The sequence below is a fragment of the Kutzneria chonburiensis genome, assembly GCF_028622115.1.
GTDB lineage: Bacteria > Actinomycetota > Actinomycetes > Mycobacteriales > Pseudonocardiaceae > Kutzneria > Kutzneria chonburiensis.
This window is the reverse complement of record NZ_CP097263.1, coordinates 5,027,304-5,045,338: the sequence shown is the minus strand read 5'-3', so window position 1 is coordinate 5,045,338 and position 18,035 is coordinate 5,027,304. Positions and strand designations below refer to the sequence as shown.

Below are 18,035 nucleotides of genomic sequence, written 5' to 3'. Positions count from 1 at the left end.
GGCGCGCGGTGATCAGTCGGCGCTGGTCGCCGTCCAGCCGCGTTCCAGCAGGTCGAAGACGGGTTCGAGGGCCTGGCCCTCGTCCGGGTAGCGGTGGGCCAGCTGCACGGCTTCCAACGCGAACCGGGCCAGCGCGGCGCAGCGGATGTCGTCGTCGGGGGCGCCGGTCTCGGCGGCAATCGCTTGCGCCAGGGCGGTTTCGTGGCGCAGCCACATCCGGCTGACGTACTCGCGCAGGGCCGGGGTCTGCTCGACCAGACGTCGGAAGTCGGCCATGCCCTGGACGTGCTCGGGCTTCTCGGCGGCCCGCTCGGTCAGGTGCTCGCGCAGGGCCTGCGGGATGGACCGGCCGCCGCGGTCGCCCACGGCGGCCACCAGCGCCGCCTCGATGTCCTCGTCCTGGTCGAAGACCAGGGCCTCCTTGCTGGGGAAGTACTTGAACAGCGTGGTCACCGAGACGTCGGCCGCGTCGGCCACGTGCTTGACGCCCACGTTGTCGTAGCCGTGCGCGACGAACAGGGCCAGCGCGGCGTCGGCCAGCGCCTTGCGGGTCTGGGCCTTCTTGCGCTCGCGCCGCCCGACGGGTTCGTCCATGCCCGCAGCCTACCGGACAAAGGTGTAACGCTCAAAAAGTTGAGTCGTTGCACTTTCTTATCGGGTGTGCTTTTCTGGAGGAGAACCCCGACCTCGAAGGAGCCCTCCCATGAACACTCCCCGCATCGCCGTGATCGGCGCCGGCGTCGCCGGCCTGGCCTGTGCCCGTGGCCTGCAAATTCACGGCGTTCCCGTGACCGTGTACGAGCGGGAGGCGTCCGAGACCGCCCGTTGGCAGGGCGGCATGCTCGACCTGCACGCCCCCACCGGCCAGGCCGCGCTGCGCGCCATCGGCCTGTACGACGAGTTCCGCGCGGTGGCCCGGCCTGAGGCGCAAGAGATGCGCATGCTGGATCCGCTCACCGCGGCGATCCTCAACCACGAGGAAGCCGACGACGAGTACTACGCCCCCGAGATCGACCGCGGCCAGCTTCGCGAGCTGCTGCTCGACTCCCTCGCGCCCGAGACCGTCCACTGGGGACGGCCGCTGGTTGACGTGACCACTGTGGACGGTGAAGCCCGCGTGGCTTTCGGCGACGGCACAACGGAAGTCTTCGACCTCGTGGTCGGTGCCGACGGCGCCTGGTCGCGCGTGCGGCCGGCCGTGTCCGACGTCCTGCCGGTGTACACCGGCGAGTGCATGGTCGAGACCCATCTCGACGACATCGACACCCGGCACCCGGAGTTGGCCGAGTTGATCGGCCTCGGCAGCATGATGGCCGGTGCCGGCGGCGCGATGATCTGCACCCAGCGCAACAGCGGTGGACACGTCGTGGTCTACGCCATCCTGGAGGACATCCCGCTCGAGTGGCCGGCCATCGCCGGCGTCGACATGACCGACACGGACGCTGTCCGCGCACACCTGTTGAACCGGTTTGACGGGTGGCACGATGGCCTGCTCGACCTCGTCCGCCGCAGCGACGGCGGTTTCATCAACCGCCCCATCCACCGGCTGCCCGCGCACTCGTGGACTCATGTGCCCGGCGCGACCCTGCTCGGCGACGCCGCCCACCTGCTGCCGCCGCACGGCATCGGCGCCAATCTCGCCCTGCTCGACGGCTCCGAGCTGGCCGCCGCCATCGTCGCCCATGACGACCTCGACCAGGCCGTTCGGGCCTATGAGGCCGTCATGATGCCCCGCTCCGTCGCCGCCGCCCGTGCCGATGTCGAGATCGCCGCGCTGATGGACCAGGGGCCCGATGTGGACGTCAACGACGTGCGCAAGCTCTTCAACGACCGGATGCTGAATCCGGTGGTCTGAGTCTCAGGTGAAACCCATGGGTTGCACTTTCTCGCCATGAGGTGCAACCTGGGGGTAGCACATGAGGAGGAGAGCGAACGTGGACGACATCGAGCGCGAAATCGCCATCAACGCACCGGTCGAACGGGTGTGGGAGCTGGTCAGCCAGGGCGGTTGGTGGATCGGCGACGGCGATCGCGGGGCGCAGACCCGCAGCCGCGAGGGCGACGACGTTGACGTGGTGGTCGACCCCCGGTACGGGACGTTCCGGATCCGCACGGAAAAGGCCGAGCCGCACAGCTACTTGTCGTACCGTTGGCTGGACGACGGCAACGAGCGGGCGACCACGCTGGTCGAGTTCTGGCTGTCGGAGACCGACGGCGTGACCACGCTGCGGGTCGTCGAGAGCGGCTTTGTGTCCGCCGAGCACCGGGAGGGCAACATCAAGGGGTGGGGCATGCAGTTGGCCGTGGCGAAGGCCGAATGTGAGCGTTGACGACGTGCTCGTCGCGCTGGCCGACCCGACCCGCCGCCAGCTGCTGGACGTGCTGGCCGAGCTCGGGCAGGCCAGCGCGACCACGCTCGGCGCGCGCCTGCCGGTGTCCCGGCAGGCCGTGATGAAACACCTGCTCGTCCTGGAGCAGGCCGACCTGGTCAGCTCCCGCCGCGACGGCCGTCAGGTCCTCTACCAGGTCGAATCCGCCCCGCTCGAGGGCACTTCCCGCTACCTGGCCGGCCTCGCCTCGGTCTGGGACCGCCGCCTGGCCGTCCTCAAGCGGGCGGCCGAGGCCCCGGTGGCTGACACCCGCCGGCCCTGCCCCTGCTGCGGCCACCTGGTGTTCGACGTCGAAGACGGCTGGCCGCCGCGAGTCGATGAGCCGGTCGACCCGGCCTGGCGGCCCATCGACCCCGCGATGGACGTCTTCGAGGAGTGGGACGCGCCGCAGCTACATCGTCCACTTCGGACGAAGGTGGTGGGAACTGCCGCTCACAAACCGGTCAGCCCCAACACAATCGGGTTTCACGGTGTGACGAGCAGGCGCACGGCCTCGGCGATGGTGGCGCGGATGCGGTCGTGGTCGAGGGCCAACGGCTCGTTGGTGGTCCACAACGCGGCGGTGTGGAGCACGAGGGACAGCAACGCCGAGGCGTCGAACCGTGACGACACGGTGCCGGCGGCCTGGGCGGCGCGGATGGCGTCGGCCTTGGCCTGGGTGGACTCGACGGCCAGGGGAGTGGCCAGCGCGGCCGCGCCGCGTTCGAGCCGGTACCAGCTGATCAGCCGGCCGACCTCGGGATTGGCCAGGTGCGCGTCGTAGAGCCGCACGGCGTAGCCGGGCAGGTCGTCGGCGTCGATCGGCACCTCGCTGACCGTGAGCCGCACGATCTGCTCGTACACGGCGTCGAACAGCTCGTCCTTGCCCTTGAAGTACGTGTACGCGAGCCCGGCGCTGCACCCGGCCCGCTTGGCCACCTGGTCCATCCGCGCGCCGCTGATGCCGTGCGCGGCGAACTCGGTCAGCGCGGCGTCGAGCAGCGCCTGCCGCTTGGCCTCGGGGTCGCGGGTCGCCATGCCGCCAGCCTAATTGAGTGAACGTTCAATTGCCAAGCCGGCGGCGGCCGGCGAAGCCCAGGTCGTCGCGGTGGTACCAGCCCAGCTCCTGGTCGCCCTCCAGCCAGCACAGCAGCACCGGCACCCCGTCCAGGTCGGCCGGGAAGTCGATGAGCAACGGGGCGAAACCCTTCAGCTCGGCCCCGGTCTCCTGCACGAGCGTCATCAGCTCGTCCAGCCGGGCCTGCGCGGCCTTCCACTCCGGCATGCCGCCCAGCGCGGTCGGCCGCCCGCCGGGCGACAGCGACGACGCCAGCTCGGCGGCGTCGGCCCGCAGCGCGACCAACTCGTCCAGGACGGGCATGAGGTGCGCCAACTCGGCCCGAGCCTGATCGACTGTGAACAATCCCATGCGGCAAGCCTGGCAGATGGTGCATTCTGCGAGCATGTCGCGTGTCGCGCCCCGGATGCTGGCGTTGGCGGCGCTGCTGCTCCTCGCAGTGGTCGCGGCCCGCGGCGCGACGTCGATCACGCTGCAACCCCTGCATCTGGGCATGCTCGGCGAGACCACGCCGCCGCCACCCCAGCCGACCCAGCCCCAACAACCCATTCAGGGGGTCAGCCCGCTCACGTACGCGGTCCTCCTGCTGGGCATCGTCGGCCTGGTGCTGGCCGTGGCCGCGGTGATCACGCTGCTTTCCATGATCCGCCGCCACCACCGGGTGCGTTCGCTGGTCGCGCCGCGCGGCAACGAGAAGTACGCCGAGGGCGGCGTCGGCGACATCGGTCCAATGGTCGTGGCCGGCCGGCGGGCGCTCGCCCAGCTGCGCCGACGCGAGGGCGGGCCGCCGTCGGACCGCGTGGTCGCGGCCTGGCTGAGCTTGGAGGAAGCGGCCACCGAGACCGGTACGGAGCGCCAGCCGCACGAGACGCCGACCGAGTTCGTCGGCTCGGTGCTGGCCGGCCACGACGTCAGCCCCGAGGCGCTGGACCGGCTCCGCCGGCTCTACGGCCGGGCCCGGTTCGGGTGTGCGGGCGTGCTGACCGACGCCGACGCCGACGCCGCCGGTGATGCGCTCGACCGGATCATCGCCGACCTGGAGGCAGCCCGTTGACCTGGCTTGTCACCGGCGTGACCGCCGCGCTCGCGCTCATCGTCCAGTACGTGATCATCGGCGTGCCGCTGATGCCCTGGGCGCTGCTGATCACGGTGGTCGTCGCGGCGCTGGCCTTCCTCGGCACGCGCCTGCTGCCGCCGGTCGACCCGAGCTGGCAGCCGCTGCCGGCCGGCGGATCCGCCCCGATCGCCACCCATGCGAGCTCGCTCGGCGCCCGTCTTGCCGACGCGGAGAGCGACCAGCACCGCTTCGCCAACCGCGTCCGTCCGCGGCTGCGAACCCTTGCCCTGGGCCGAATCCGCCGCCACCCCGGCTATGAGGACGTCGACCTGGCCGACCCGCGCGCCCGTGAGCTGCTCGGCAACGACCTGCACCGGCTGCTCACCGATCCCGCCGCGACCCTGCCGAACCCGGTTCGGTTCGCGGAACTGCTGACCCGCCTGGAGGAACTGTGAGTTCTGTGGCCGCCGCGAGCGAATCGGTGCTCGAGGCCGTCGGCGAAGTCGTCGTCGGCGGCCGCCGCACGCTGCGGCTCGCGCTGGCGGCGGTCCTGGCCGGCGGCCACGTGCTGCTGGAGGACGTGCCGGGGCTGGGCAAGACGCTGCTGGCCCGCAGCCTGGCCCAGGCGCTGGGCCTGGAGTTCCGCCGCCTCCAGTGCACGCCGGACATGCTGCCGGCCGACGTCACCGGGTCTTTCCTCTACGACCCGGCAACGCGCGACTTCACCTTCCGCCACGGCCCGGTGTTCGCCGGCCTGCTGCTGGCCGACGAGATCAACCGCACGCCGCCGAAGACGCAGTCGGCGCTGCTGGAAGCCATGCAGGAGAAGCAGGTCACCGTCGAGGGCCGCACTTTTCCCCTGCCCCGGCCGTTCCACGTGCTGGCGACCGCGAATCCCGTTGAGTACGAAGGCACCTACCCGCTGCCGGAGGCGCAGCTGGACCGGTTCCTGCTGCGGCTGGACGTGGGCTATCCGCCGGCCGACGAGGAGATCGAGGTGCTGCGCCGCCGGCTGGCCCGGCAGCGTGAGGAGACCGAGGTCGCGCCGGTGGTCGACGCCGCCGGGCTGGCGGAACTCCAGGCAGAGGTGGAAAAGGTCGACGTCGACGAGGACATCCTGCGCTACTGCGTCGATCTCGTCGCGGCCACCCGGGCGCACCCGGCGGTCGAGGTCGGCGCCTCGCCGCGCGGCTCGCTGGCGCTGACCCTCGTGGCTCGCGCACTGTCCGTTGTGGACGGACGCGATCACGTGCTTCCCGAGGACGTCAAGGAATGCGCGGTCGCCGCGCTGGCCCACCGGCTGGTGCTGCGGCCGGAGACGTGGACCTCGGGGCTGACCGGCGTGCAGGTGGTGACGGAGCTGCTGGGCAAGGTCCCGGGGCCGGCGAGCACGCGATGAGCAACCGGGCGGAGCGGATCCGGTCGGCCCTGCTCGGCGGCCGCAACGAGACCTGGCACGGCACCGAGACCCTGCGCCGGGCCGTGCTGCTGGGCGCCGGCCTGATCATCGTCGGCGTGATCCTCCACCAGGTCGAGCTGGTGTTGATCGGCGCGCCGCTGCTGATCTCGGGCGTGCTGGCCCGGCTGGCCGCGCCGGCCGGCGAGCCCACGGTCAAGGTCACGCCGCCGCCGCGCACGGCCGAAACCGCCGACACGCCATCGGTTGTCGTGGACATCGAGCCGGGGGAGAACGCCGAGCTGCTGGCCATTCGCTTGCCCACCAAGGGAGTTGACGGCCCCGGTCGCGTGCATCTGCTGCCGGCGACGGTCCGCCGCGTGTCGGCCCCGCTGCGCCGGTCGGCGTGGGGCGAGGGCGTTGACGTACGAGTTGATCACCTGCTGGCCGGTCAGGACGGGATGGTCGTGCACGGTCCCATGGTCGGCAGCGACATGAGCCGGACCGTGTTGCCGCCCTTGGACAAGCTGCCGGTCGGCCCGCTGCCGCCGCGACCGGCCGGCCTGGTCGGCGCGCACCGTTCCCGGCGTCCGGGCGACGGCGTCGAGCTGCGCGACATCCGGCCGTTCCAGCCGGGGGACCGGCTGCGCGGCATCGACTGGCGGGTTTCCTTGCGCAGCAACAACGGCGAGTTGTACGTACGCGAACGACACGCGACCGCCGACGCGGACATCGTGCTGGCGCTGGACACTCGCACCGATGTGGTGCCGGAGCTGGCCGACTGGTCGACCTCTCTGGTCGGCGCGACGGTTCGGCCCGGCGGCAGCCTGGACACGTCCGTGCGGGCCGCGGTCTCGCTGGCCGCCAGCTATCTGCGGCTGGGCGACCGGGTCGGGCTGGTCGATCTCGGCCGCCCGCAGCTGGGCCTGAAGCCCGGGGTCGGCCGGCGGCAGCTTCTCCGGCTGCGCAACCAGATCGTGGTGTGCGCGGCGGCGGCAGGCTGGTCGGCGTCGCCGGTGCTCAACGAGCACCAGGTGCCGCACGGGGCCGTGGTCGTGGTGCTGTCGCCGTTCCTGGACGACGCGATCGTGCAGTTGGCCGTGCATGCGGCGAGGCGCGGCAACCGGGTGCTCGCCGTGGATGTGATGCCGCAGCAGCTGATCGCCGACCGGACCGATCGCTGGGGCGAGGCCGTGCGGCGGTTGCTGCGGTTGGAGCACAGCGCGCGGCTGTCCGCACTGAGGGACCACGGAGTCGCCGTGACCTCGTGGGCGGACGGGGCCTCGATCGCCGACCTGCTGCGCCGGACGCGCCGATGACCATGGAACTCAGACCGGGTCTGTCGGCGTGGTGGCTGCGGGCGGCGATCGCCGTCGTCGGCGTGGCCGTGCTGGGAGTGCTTGAGCTGCAAGGACTCGGCTCCTCGCTGCTGATCGTGTTCAGCGTGATCCTCGTCGTCGCGGTGGCGATGCCGGCCTCGCCGGGCATGACCGTGCTGATCGGCGGGGCCGCGGTGGCCACCGGGTTCATGGACGGCAGCACGCTCAGCGTCGAGGCCGTGCTGCTGATTCCGTTGCTGCATATGGGTCATGTGTTGGCCGGTATCGCCGGCGTGCTGCCGGTCGGCGCGCGGCTGCATCTGTCGGCGTTCCGACGGCCGCTGCGCCGATATCTGCTGATCCAGGTCTCGGTGCTGGCCCTGGTGGCCGTCGTATTGGTAGTGCCGGCGGGTCGGATCGACCCAATTGTCGAGGTGGCGGGCCTGCTCGCGGCCGCCGGCATCGCACTGGTGGCCCTGCCGCGCCGTTGACAGGTGCTGCCGGTCACACTAATTTCTCCGCCATATTTCGAGAATGTGAAGCGTGTTCACATACGTGAAATGGAGGCGGCGATGTCGATCAACCGCAGGAATCTGCTCCGCTACGGCGTCGCCGCGGGCGTCTCCACCGCGGCGGTCGGCACGCTGTCCGGAGCCCTCGGTTCCGGCGTCGCCATCGCCGACACCGCCCCGGTCTCCACAGTGCCGATGAGCGATGGGGAGAAGATCATCGCCGCCTACCGCGAGCTCCAGGTCGGACGCAACATCGCGTCGGCGGAGAGAACCGGCGCGGTCAAGGCGCTCGACGAAGTGGCCGTGCAGTACGACTCGACCATGACGGTCACCGGCGACCAGCTGTGGACCGATCTGCCGGTCGGTCCGGGCAGCAACTACTTCCCGACGATGTGGTACCGCCTGCGGACCATCGCGGTGGACTTCGCGACGCCCGGCTCGGTGCTGTCGGCCAAGGCCGGCCAGGCCGAGCGGATCGCCACCGCGATCGAGACGCTGTACCGCACCGAGTACAACGAGACCGTCGGCGAGATCGGCAACTGGTACTCGTACGAGATCGGCGTGCCGTACTGGGTGATCCAGACCCTGGTCTGCATGCGGGAACACCTGGCGCCGGACGCGGTGCAGCGCTACCTGAAGCCGGTGCTGCGCTTCAACGCCGACCCCAACTTCCGCACCAACACACCGGGTCTGGTCGAGACCGGCGCCAACCGGGCCGACAAGTCGCTGATCAGCATCGTGGCCGGCGCGCTTTCCGGCGACTCGCAGCGCATCGTGAACGCCCTGGCCGCCGTGACCGACCAGGTCGGCGCCGGCGTCTCCAGCCTCGTCGCCCGCGTGACCACCGGCGACGGCTACCACACCGACGGCTCGTTCATCCAGCACGGCGTGGTGCCCTACCCCGGCCACTACGGCCTGGTGCTGCTGACCGCGGCCGCCGGCATCATCCACGTCACCGAGGGCACCGCGACCCAGCTGTCGGCCGACGTGAAGCAGAAGTTCTACGACACCGTGGCTGACGTGTATGCGCCGTTCGTGGCCTCCGGCGCAATGATGGAGCCGGTTCGTGGCCGCATGCTGTCCCGGCAGGGCGAGACCGCCTACGACGCCGGCCACCAGCTCACCGCCGCGACGGTGCTGTTGGCCCGGCACGCCACCGGTGCCACGCAGAAGCAGCTGGTCTCGCTGGCCATGAAGTGGATCAAGGAAGGCCAGTGGGCGCCGTACTTCAAGGTGGAGAACCTGGTCCGGTTCTCCGGCGGCCTCCAGATGGTCGGCGTGCCCGAGGTCGAGTTCGCCAAGGAACTGTCCACAAGGGACGCCGCGCACACCGTGTCCACGTTCCGGGTCTTCCCGCAGCAGGACCGGATGGTGCACGTCACGCCGACCTGGTCGGCCTCGCTGGGCGTCGGCTCCACCCGGATCACCCGGTACGAGGCGATCAACGGGCAGAACCTGCACGGCTGGTACACCGGCGACGGTGTGCTGTATACATTCCTGCCCGGCGACCAGGGCAACTACAGCGACGCCTACTGGCCGACCGTGGACGCCACCCTGCTGCCCGGCACCACCGAGAAGGACGGCGCCACGCCGCCGCTGCTGGGCACCACTCCGGTGACCACCACCGCGTGGGTCGGCGGCTCGCGTTGGGATGACCGGCACGGTGCGTTCGGCCTGGACTTCATCTCCCAGGACGGCACCCTGTCGGCCAAGAAGTCCTGGTTCTTCACCCCGGACGGCGTGGTCTGCCTCGGCGCCGGCATCACCGACGCCAGCGGCGCGCACGTGCGCACCACCATCGAGAACCGCAGCCTCGGCGAGAACGGCACCCGCAAGCTGCGTACCGAGAAGCACTGGCTGCACCTGGACGGCGTCGCCGGCTACGTGCTGCTCGACAACGCTTCCGTTGTGACGTCACGGGAAGACCGCACCGGCAGCTGGTTCGGCGTGGACACCGGGGCCAACACGCACGGCACGACCGTGCCGTACACGCGGCGGTTCCAGAAGATCGTCATCGACCACGGGACCAACCCCACCGGCGCGACCTACGCCTACGTCGTGCTGCCCGGGGCGACGCCGTGGGAGACCGCCGGGGCCCGCGGGCGGTACTGCGTGCTGGCCAACACCGCCGTGGTGCAAGCGGTTCAGCTCGACTCGGACGTCGTCGGCGCCAACTTCTGGGCCGCCGGCACGGTCGGCCGGGTCTCGGTCTCCGCCCCGGCCTCGGTGTTGTGGACCCGGGGCTGGGGCGGCTGGCACTTCGCCGTCTCCGACCCCACCCAGCTGCAGAAGTCGATCACCGTCACGGTCGCCGGCGTCGGTACCCACACCGTCGACGTGACGGGCGCTTTGGGTGCGACGCAGACCTTCACCATCGGCTGGTAGTTGCCAAGCCTTGAAGTTCGGAACGGACCATTCCTCAACTCGGAGTTTTGGAATGGTCCGTTCACGTCACCAGGCGACGGGGCCGTTCTCGTCGAAGAAGCCGCCGTTGGGGCCGTCGTCGCCGATGGTGGCCATGGCGACCGCGATCTCCGCCCCCTGGGCCGGGGTGCGGTGGCCGCGGAAGTTGTTGAGGTCGGTGGCGCAGAAGCCCGGGCAGACGGCGTTGACCTTGATGCCCTCCTTGCCGAGCTCCCGGGCGTACTGGATGGTCACGGCGTTCAGCGCGGTCTTCGAGGTCGGGTAGCCGAGCAGGAACGGCAGCTGGTTGTCCGGCGAGCCCATGAATCCCAGCGAGCCGACGGTGCTGGACACGTTGACGATGCGGGGGTGGGCGGAGCGCCGCAGCAGCGGGGCGAAGGCGTCGGTCATGCGCATCACGCCGAACACGTTGGTGTCGTACACCTTCTGCACGGACGCCACGTCGTTGCCACGGCCGCCGGTGATGCCGGCGTTGTTCACCAGCACGTCCAGCCGGCCGTGCTCGGCCTCGACCAGCTTGGCCGCCGCGGCCACGCTCGCGTCGTCGGTGACGTCGAGGATGACCGGGCGGACACCGAGGTCCGCGGCGGCCGGCTCGACCAGTTCCGGGTTGCGGCCGGCCAGCAGCACGGTCATGCCCCGGGCCGCCAGCTGCGCGACGATCTCGCGGCCGATGCCCTTGTTGGCCCCGGTGACCAGGGCGATGGTGTCGGTCATGGCCCTGAGTCCACCAGGTCGGGGCGGCACGGGCCAGGACCCGTTCGATACCCGGCTATACCCTGACGGTATCGCTGAGCAGGGCCCGGTAGTCGTCCTTCATCGGCAGCTCCCGCTCGATCCTCGTCCGCCTGCGGATGGCCGTGACCGCTCTGCCCTGGACGGGATCGTGGCCTTCGCGCTCGAACTCCTCGGGCCACAGGCCGACTCCGCGCCGCTGCCAGGCCGGCGTCTCGTTGAAGTTGATGCCGTACCCGTACAGCAGCTCGTTCTTCCGCGCCGTCGACGCCCCGCTGATCGCCTGATCGGCTTCGCGCCGCGTCTTTCCGTTGTTGCGCAACGTCCAGTAGCACCAGCCGTTGAGCGCGCACCGCGTCGCGTCGGCCTGCCGCCAGGCGAAGTAGTCCAGCACGTCACCGCTCGTGTTGCCCAGCCAGATCCGGCTGTCGAACACCCCCGGCACGCCCGCGTGCTGCGTGAACACCGCCGAGGCCAGATCTCGTCGCTCTCCGTGTAGACGTAGCGGGCCCCGAACTCGGTGAGCATCGCCTCCGCGGTCGCCACCATCAGCGCCGAGAAGCGTTCGTCGAACGGCTTCTCGAACCGCTGCTCGGTGAACTTCGAGAAGCCTCGCCCGTCCACCCGCACGATCGCGTGCGCCCCCGGCGGCACCGTCAGGCCGTGGAACTACTCCCGCTCGCGCTGCCGCGCCTCGAACTCCTTGCCCCGCATGGGCGGCACGGTACTGGGCGGACCCGCCGGGGGTCCCCCCGATTTCCATCCAATCACAACAGGCGGTATGGGCGGATTGGGCGGGGCGTTCCGGAGGGGCCTCATTTGACAAGCGGCGGCGATACCCTTGCGGTATGGATCGGGTGGGGACGCGGGAGCTGGCGTACTTCGTGGCGGTGGCCGAGGAGCTGCACTTCGGACGGGCGGCGGCGCGGCTTGGCATGGCGCAGCCGCCGCTGTCGCGGGCGATCCGGCAGCTGGAGCAGCGGCTCGGGGCGGAGCTGCTGATCCGGAACAGCCGTGGTGTGCGGCTGACCGAGGCGGGGGAGGTGCTGCTGCACGAGGGCCGCAAGGCGCTGGACGCGGTGGAGGCGGCGGTGCGGCGGGCGCAGCGGGCGGGCCAGGTGGAGCGGCGGCTGGTGGTGGTGATGAAGCCGGGCGGTGACGCAGGGCTGCTGGGCGGGATTCTCGAGGCGTACCAAGGAGATCCGGACGCGCTGCCGGTGGACGTGGAGATCTGCGGCATCGCGCAGCAGGCCGGTTTCCTGCGGGACGGCCGGGCGGACGTGGCGCTGCTACATGCGCCTTACGACGACCTGAGTGGGTTCGACACCGAGGAGCTGCTGACCCAACGCGCGGTCGCCGTCCTGCCCCGGACGCACCGCCTGGCCCGGCGGCGCAGTCTGCACCTGGCCGACCTCGCCGACGAGATCCTGCCCCGCTGGCCCGGGATGAGCGGCAACGGCCCGGAGGTCCGCGACACCGCCCAGTTGATGCAGCTCATCGTGCTCGGCCGGATGGTCGCCGTGCTGCCGGAGTCGGTGCGCCATACCCTCCGGTCGGAGCTGGTGGCCGTCCCGGTCCTCGACGGCCAGCTCACGCACGTGGTCTTGGCCTGGCCCGAGCGTTCCCGCTCTCGTGCGGTGGCGGCATTCGTGCGGGCCGCCGTGGCAGTGGCCGAGGAAGGCTCGGCTGTGGCCATGTCGGCCGGGAGCTAGCCGAGACCGAGGAGGGCTCGGCCGTAGCTTTCACGGCCGTTGTCGGGGACGAAGATCCGATGGCGGCAGGAGACCTCGAGGTCACGCCACACCCGCTGGAGCGGAGCGGAGGAGGCGAAGGCGCCGGCGCCGGTGACGTCGAGGAGGAGGGCGACGGCCTGCCGCACGTTCTTGGAGACGATGTCGGCGTCCATGCGGATACGGGCGGAGACGGTGGCGTCGGGACCGCTGCGGGAGTGCATGGCGGCGGTGAGATCACGGACGGAGCGGTCGACGTGCAGGCGAGCCCCGTCGATGAGGCCGGAAGCGCGGGCGACGGCGACCTGGACGGCGGGGGAGTCGACGGCCCGGCGGTACTCGGTGCCGATGATCGGCCCACGCCGCCGCACCAGGTCGATGGCGTGGCCCAAGGCGGCGTCGGCCATGCCCAGCACGGGACCGATGCCGATCATCGGCAACAACGCCCAGATCGGCACGCTGGACCACGGCACGTCGGGCCGCTCGGCGGCGTAGCCGGCCACGGTGGCCCGGGCCAACGAGAGCATCCGCCGCTCGGGCACGAAAACGTTTTCGGCGACCACGGTGTCGCTGGCGGTGCCCTGCATCCCGCTCACGGACCAGGTGTGCACGATCCGCGTCTCCCGAGTCGGCACGAGCGCCTGTACGGGCCCACCGCCGACGGGCACGCCGAGCAGCACCCACTGGGCGTGCCGCACCCCGGAAGCCGGTCGCCACTGTCCGGAAACCCGCCACCCGCCGGGCACCCGCTCGGCGGTCGAGGTCGGGGCCATCACGCTGGCCACCGCGGTGAGCGGATTATCACCCCATACTTCGGCCCGTACTTCGTCATCTAGCAAGGCCGTCAGCGCGCAGCCGGCGGACAGGATCATCGCCACCCACGCGCTGGACCCGCAGCCACGGCCGAGCGCGGCGAACACCTCGACGGCGGTCGCCAACTCGACCTGCTTACCCGGTGCGAACACGGAAAACATCCCGGCCTCGGCCAACGCGCCGGCATGCACGACGTCACCGGACCGCTCGGTCTCGGCTGCCTGCTCGGCCAACAGCGGCGCCAGTTCGCGTGCGCGCGCAACAAGATCGTTCACCACGTCACCCAGTGTGCCCGAAGGGGCAGCCCGGAACGACGAACGGCGCTCACCTCGTCAGAGGTGAGCGCCGCTCGGGTGGGAGAGCGTCAGGTGGTCAGAGTGCTGCACTGCCCGGCGGCGGGGCCGCCGACGGTGTCGGCGAGGCCGTTGTCGGCCGGCGCCGGGGTGTTCCCGGTGCAGGCCAGCGGACCACCGACAGTAGTCGCGGTGACCACCGCGCCGGCGTTGTTGGTGAGCGACACCGGACCGTCGACACGGGCGGTCTCGATGCTGGTCTCACCGGTGGTGCCGACGATGCTCACCGGACCCGACACGTGCGTGCCGAGCAGGACGACGGCCGCCGCACCCGAAGCCGACACCGGACCGCCGATGGCGCCGCCGAAGGCGTACAGCGACGCGCCGGGCGACACGGTGACGGGCCCGTTGACCGTGCCGGTCACGCAGGTCACGCCCTTGACGGTCAACGGCCCGTTCACGGTCCCGTCGATCGTGGTGGCGCACACCGGGTTCGGCTTGCCGAGAAGCTCCACTTCGGACAGTGTGCCGGTGGTCTCCAGCCGGTAGTAGTTGTACCGGCCGGCCTTGCCGACGCTGAACGCCTTGGTCTGCCTCGCATCCGTGAACTTGACCCCGGACCGCTGGTCGATCGTCGTCCACGTGGTGCCGTCGTAGGAACCCTTCAGTGCCCACGAAGCAGGCGCGGCAGCGGCCTGCGAACCCGACGTCAGCGTGTACATCTGCACCGGCTGCTTCGGGTCGGACGGCTGCACCGACACCGCGCCGTCCACAGTGGACTGCGTGTTCGACGTGTTGTCGAACAGCGCCCCCTGCTTGGGATCGGTCAGGTCGTGCAACGGCTGCGCCACGGCGTCGCCCTTGGTGATCGACACCGGCGCGTCGCCAGAGCCGGTGCCCCACTTCGACGGGTTGGGGCCCATGTCGAAGTCGAGCGTGCCGCCGGCGGCCAGCAGGCTGCTGGGCAGCGACGTCTTGGCGTACGCCTTGCCGTTGACCTTCAGCCCCTGCACGTACACGTTCTTGGCGTTGTTCTTGGGCGCGTTGACGACCAGCGACTTGCCGTTCTCCAGGTGGATGGTCGCCTTGGTGAACAGCGGGGAGCCGATCGCGTAGTCGCCGCTGCCCATGGCCAGCGGGTAGAAGCCCAGCGCGCCGAAGATGTACCACGCGGACATCTCGCCGTTGTCCTCGTCGCCCGGGTAGCCCTGGCCGTTCTCGCTGCCGGTGTACAGCCGCGACAACGCCTCCCGCACGTACGCCTGCGTCTTGTACGGCTGACCGGCGTAGTCGTACATGTAGAGAATCCCGTGCGACGGCTGGTTGCTGCCGCCGTACTGGCCCATCCGCACGTCACGCGCTTCCAGCATCTCGTGGATCACGCCACCGTACGAGCCGGTGAACTTGGCCGTCTCCGGAGTGCTGAAGAACGTGTCCAGCTTGGCCGCGAGCTTGTCCTTGCCGCCGTACAGGTTCGCCAGACCCTGGCCGTCCTGCGGCACCGAGAAGGCCATGTTCCAGCCGTCGGTCTCGGTGTAGTCGCCGCCCCACACCCGCGGGTCGTAGCTCGCGGCCGGAGTGTGCTCGCTGCCGTCGGGGTTGCGGCCCTGGAAGAAGTTCACCGACGGGTCGAACAGGTTCACGTAGTTCTGGGCCCGGTTCAGGAAGTACGTGTAGTTGTCGGCGTACTCCTGCCGGCGCGGGTCATTGGACTTCGCCTTGTCCAGCAACGCCTTCGACATCTGCGCGATGCCGTAGTCGTTGACGTAGCCCTCCATCGCCCACGAGAAGCCCTCGCCGGTGGCGGTCGAGGTGTAGCCGAGGAAGTTGGACGTGTCCAGCCCCTTGCGGCCGACGCCGGAGCTGGTCGGCGCGACGGTGGCGTTCTTCACCGCGGCGTCGTAGGCCGCCTGCACGTCGAAGTTGTTGATGCCCTTGACGAACGCGTCCGCGAAGGCCACGTCCGAGCTGGTGCCGGTCATCAGGTCGGCGTAGCCGGGCGAGGACCAGCGGGAGGTCCAGCCGCCGTCCTTGTACTGGTTGACGAAGCCGTCGATCATCTTGCCTTCCATCGACGGCGTCAGCAGCGAGTAGGCCGGCCAGGTGGTGCGGGCGGTGTCCCAGAAGCCGTTGTTCACGTACATGGTGCCGTCGGAGATCTTGGCCCCGGTCTGCGTCGGCGTGTTCGCGCCGACCAGCGGCGACACCGGGCTGGCGTACTGGTACTTGGGGCTGGCCGTGGTGCCGGTGTTCTCGTACGCCTCGTTGGGGTACAGGAAAAGCCGGTACAGGTTGGAGTACAGCGTCACCAGCTGGTCCTGGCTGGCGCCGTCGACCGTGATGACGCCCAGTTGCTTGTCCCACGCCTGCTGCGCCCGGGCCCGCACCGCGTCGAACGTGTCGCTGCCCGAGATCTCCTGCTCCAGGTTCTTCTTGGCCTGGTCGACGGAGATCAGCGAGGTGGCGATGCGCATCGTGACGGTCTTGTCCGCGCCGGTGTCGAACTGGAAGTAGCCGGTCACGTTGTCCCGACCGGTGCCGGTGATCTTCGCGCCCGCCGTCACCGGCTTGTCGAAGGTGGCGTACACGAACATCCGCGTCGCGCCGGTCGACAGTCCACTTCGGACGTCGGAGTAGCCGGTGGCCACACCGTCGGCCGGGTCGAGGGTCAGCCCGCCGTTGTTGTTGACGTTGTCGAAGTCCACGACGGACTGGTCGCCGGTGAAGGTGAACCGGAACATCGCGGCGTGGTCGGTCGGCGTGATCTCGGTGCGCATCCCGTTCTGGAACTTGACCGAGTAGTAGTCCGGCTGCGCGATCTCGTCGTTGTGGCTGAAGTACAGTGCGCGGCCGCCGCGGTCGGCGCTGGCGGCGGTGCCCGGCATCACCTGGAACGTCTGCCGGTCACCCATCCACGGGCTCGGCTCATGGCTGACCGCGAAGGACTGCACCGGGGTGAGGTTCTGCGCGTTGTTGTTCTTGGCGTACTGGTAGATCCAGTCCTGGGAGCCGCCGTTGGTCATCGGCGTCCAGAAGTTGAAGCCGTGCGGCACGGCGGTGGCCGGGAAGTTGTTGCCACGCGAGAAAGAGCCGCTGGCGTTGGTGCCGCGCACCGTGCTGACGTAGTCGCTCAGGTGCGTGTGGCTCGGCTGCGCCGGGTTGCCGGCGATGCTGATGTCGTCGATCCAGCCGCCGAACGCGCCCGGCCCGGTCGGCTTGTCGTAGCCGATCAGGATGCGCTTGATCGTCTTGCCGGCGGCGACCGTGCCGATCGTCGACGCGATGTGGTTCCACTGGTTGGTGTACAACGACTTCGACGCGCCCTGGCCCTGCGGCGAGAGCGTGAAGCCGTGCTGGTCGAGCGCGCCGAGCCGGCTCAGGTAGGTGCCGTCGGAGAAGGCCAGGTCGACCGCCGCGTACGTGCTGGTGTACTGGGCGTCGTCGCCGATCAGGTCGGGGAAGATTTGGTACGACAGCTGGGTGTCCTTGGCGACGGCCAGGTCGACGTCGAAGATCTTGTTGTACGAGTAGGCATGCCCGTCGCCGAGGTGGCTGCCGGCGTAGCGGAACGAGCGCACGCCCGTGAAGCCGACGTTGGCCTTGGAGTTGTAGCCGCCGGTCGGACCCTTGCCGGCGAAGCTGCGCATGGTCGGCGCCGGCGGGGTGTCGCCGACCTTCTCGATCAGCTGCACCTCGGCCAGCTGCACGATCGGGTCGCCGTGGTTCTGCGTGATGTCCAGCCGGTAGTACAGGTACGCGGTGGTGTTGGCCAGCGGGTACGACTTGGTCTGCTGCCGGCTCTCGAAGCTCTGCCCGGTCTGGGTGTCCAGCGTCGTCCAGGACTTGCCGTCCTGGGAGCCGGACAGTGTCCAGTTCTGCGGGTCACGGCCGGGCGCGTCATTGGCCGAGGCCAGCGCGTACTGCACGATCGCGATCGGCTCGGACAGCTGGAACTGGGCCCAGCCGGTGCTGGTGAAGGTCAGCCACTTGGTGTTGACGTTGCCGTCGACCAGGTTCTCCTTGACCTCGCCGGCGCCGTCGTTCTCCGCGTTGGCCTGGACGTCGACAACCTTGTCATCGACGTTGCCGGGAATGGTCGTCGCGTCGGCCCCGTTGACACCGCTGGCCCGCGGCGTGCCCGACGCGTCCGTTTCGACGGTGTCGGTCCAGTTCGGCTGGGGTTGGCCGGCCTCGAAAGACGAGGAGAAATCGGTGGCGCCCGCGGCGGACGCCACCGCTGGGACAGTTGCTGTGAGCCCTGCTATCAATGCCGTGCTGAGCAGCAGTAACCACAGTCGTCTCATGACGT

At 70.1% G+C, this 18,035-nt stretch carries 16 protein-coding genes and 2 pseudogenes; 10 read left to right on the top strand and 8 right to left on the bottom strand.

What is annotated here, in order from left to right:
• Positions 1-12: 12 nt before the first annotated feature.
• Complete coding sequence (locus M3Q35_RS22630; RefSeq protein WP_273943990.1) at positions 13-594, bottom strand: TetR/AcrR family transcriptional regulator; 582 nt, start codon at positions 592-594, stop codon at positions 13-15.
• Positions 595-703: 109 nt separating this feature from the next.
• On the opposite strand from M3Q35_RS22630, the gene M3Q35_RS22625 reads away from it, so the two are divergent.
• The 3 genes and pseudogenes from M3Q35_RS22625 to M3Q35_RS22615 all read left to right on the top strand — a co-directional run.
• On the top strand, positions 704-1,855 hold the full coding sequence (locus tag M3Q35_RS22625) for an FAD-dependent oxidoreductase (RefSeq protein ID WP_273943989.1): 1,152 nt from the start codon (positions 704-706) through the stop codon (positions 1,853-1,855).
• A gap of 79 nt (positions 1,856-1,934) precedes the next feature.
• On the top strand, positions 1,935-2,330 hold the full coding sequence (locus M3Q35_RS22620) for an SRPBCC domain-containing protein (protein ID WP_273943988.1): 396 nt from the start codon (positions 1,935-1,937) through the stop codon (positions 2,328-2,330).
• Positions 2,320-2,532: pseudogene (locus M3Q35_RS22615) on the top strand (ArsR/SmtB family transcription factor); the annotation flags it as partial. The gene M3Q35_RS22620 and the pseudogene M3Q35_RS22615, both read left to right, overlap by 11 nt.
• 323 nt (positions 2,533-2,855) lie before the next feature.
• Here M3Q35_RS22615 and M3Q35_RS22610 read toward each other — a convergent pair.
• Positions 2,856-3,407: a TetR/AcrR family transcriptional regulator gene (locus tag M3Q35_RS22610; RefSeq protein WP_273943987.1), complete on the bottom strand. Its 552-nt coding sequence runs from the start codon at positions 3,405-3,407 to the stop codon at positions 2,856-2,858.
• Between the two features lie 25 nt (positions 3,408-3,432).
• Positions 3,433-3,798: a DUF2203 domain-containing protein gene (locus M3Q35_RS22605; protein WP_273943985.1), complete on the bottom strand. Its 366-nt coding sequence runs from the start codon at positions 3,796-3,798 to the stop codon at positions 3,433-3,435.
• A 34-nt stretch (positions 3,799-3,832) separates the two neighbouring features.
• Here M3Q35_RS22605 and M3Q35_RS22600 point away from each other — a divergent pair, with 34 nt between their 5' ends.
• The 6 genes from M3Q35_RS22600 (at position 3,833) to M3Q35_RS22575 (ending at position 10,116) form a co-directional block, all read left to right on the top strand.
• Positions 3,833-4,501 carry a DUF4129 domain-containing protein gene (locus tag M3Q35_RS22600; RefSeq protein ID WP_273943984.1) on the top strand — a complete coding sequence of 223 codons (669 nt, stop codon included), beginning with the start codon at positions 3,833-3,835 and terminating at the stop codon, positions 4,499-4,501.
• Entirely contained in the window at positions 4,498-4,959 is a 462-nt protein-coding gene (locus M3Q35_RS22595; RefSeq protein WP_273943983.1) for a hypothetical protein, read from the top strand. The genes M3Q35_RS22600 and M3Q35_RS22595 overlap by 4 nt, the downstream gene beginning before the upstream one ends.
• Positions 4,956-5,903: an AAA family ATPase gene (locus M3Q35_RS22590; RefSeq protein WP_273943982.1), complete on the top strand. Its 948-nt coding sequence runs from the start codon at positions 4,956-4,958 to the stop codon at positions 5,901-5,903. The genes M3Q35_RS22595 and M3Q35_RS22590 overlap by 4 nt, the downstream gene beginning before the upstream one ends.
• Entirely contained in the window at positions 5,900-7,219 is a 1,320-nt protein-coding gene (locus M3Q35_RS22585) for a DUF58 domain-containing protein (RefSeq protein ID WP_273943981.1), read from the top strand. Before M3Q35_RS22590 ends, M3Q35_RS22585 begins: the two co-directional genes overlap by 4 nt.
• Positions 7,216-7,710: a hypothetical protein gene (locus tag M3Q35_RS22580; RefSeq protein ID WP_273943980.1), complete on the top strand. Its 495-nt coding sequence runs from the start codon at positions 7,216-7,218 to the stop codon at positions 7,708-7,710. The genes M3Q35_RS22585 and M3Q35_RS22580 overlap by 4 nt, the downstream gene beginning before the upstream one ends.
• 81 nt (positions 7,711-7,791) lie before the next feature.
• A complete protein-coding gene (locus tag M3Q35_RS22575) occupies positions 7,792-10,116 on the top strand; it encodes a polysaccharide lyase 8 family protein (RefSeq protein WP_273943979.1) in 2,325 nt (774 codons plus the stop codon).
• Positions 10,117-10,182: 66 nt separating this feature from the next.
• On the opposite strand, the gene M3Q35_RS22570 is transcribed toward M3Q35_RS22575, so the two are convergent.
• The 3 genes and pseudogenes from M3Q35_RS22570 to M3Q35_RS22560 form a co-directional block, all read right to left on the bottom strand.
• Positions 10,183-10,872 carry an SDR family oxidoreductase gene (locus tag M3Q35_RS22570; RefSeq protein ID WP_273943978.1) on the bottom strand — a complete coding sequence of 230 codons (690 nt, stop codon included), beginning with the start codon at positions 10,870-10,872 and terminating at the stop codon, positions 10,183-10,185.
• Positions 10,873-10,927: 55 nt separating this feature from the next.
• The gene (locus tag M3Q35_RS22565; protein WP_273943975.1) at positions 10,928-11,356 is read right to left on the bottom strand and encodes a hypothetical protein; all 429 of its coding nucleotides are present in this window, start codon (positions 11,354-11,356) and stop codon (positions 10,928-10,930) included.
• A 71-nt stretch (positions 11,357-11,427) separates the two neighbouring features.
• Positions 11,428-11,514, bottom strand: a pseudogene (locus M3Q35_RS22560) (tRNA(His) guanylyltransferase Thg1 family protein); the annotation flags it as partial.
• 224 nt (positions 11,515-11,738) lie between these two features.
• Between M3Q35_RS22560 and M3Q35_RS22555 the strand changes: the two are divergent.
• Positions 11,739-12,602: a LysR family transcriptional regulator gene (locus tag M3Q35_RS22555; RefSeq protein WP_273943974.1), complete on the top strand. Its 864-nt coding sequence runs from the start codon at positions 11,739-11,741 to the stop codon at positions 12,600-12,602.
• Here the strand turns inward: M3Q35_RS22555 and M3Q35_RS22550 are convergent.
• Together M3Q35_RS22550 and M3Q35_RS22545 are read right to left on the bottom strand one after the other, a co-directional pair.
• Positions 12,599-13,711 (bottom strand): acyl-CoA dehydrogenase family protein, encoded by a 1,113-nt coding sequence (locus tag M3Q35_RS22550; RefSeq protein ID WP_273943972.1) that lies wholly within the window; start codon positions 13,709-13,711, stop codon positions 12,599-12,601. The two genes, M3Q35_RS22555 and M3Q35_RS22550, sit on opposite strands and share 4 nt — an antisense overlap.
• An 86-nt stretch (positions 13,712-13,797) precedes the next feature.
• Complete coding sequence (locus M3Q35_RS22545) at positions 13,798-18,030, bottom strand: GH92 family glycosyl hydrolase (protein ID WP_273943971.1); 4,233 nt, start codon at positions 18,028-18,030, stop codon at positions 13,798-13,800.
• Positions 18,031-18,035 lie beyond the last annotated feature (5 nt).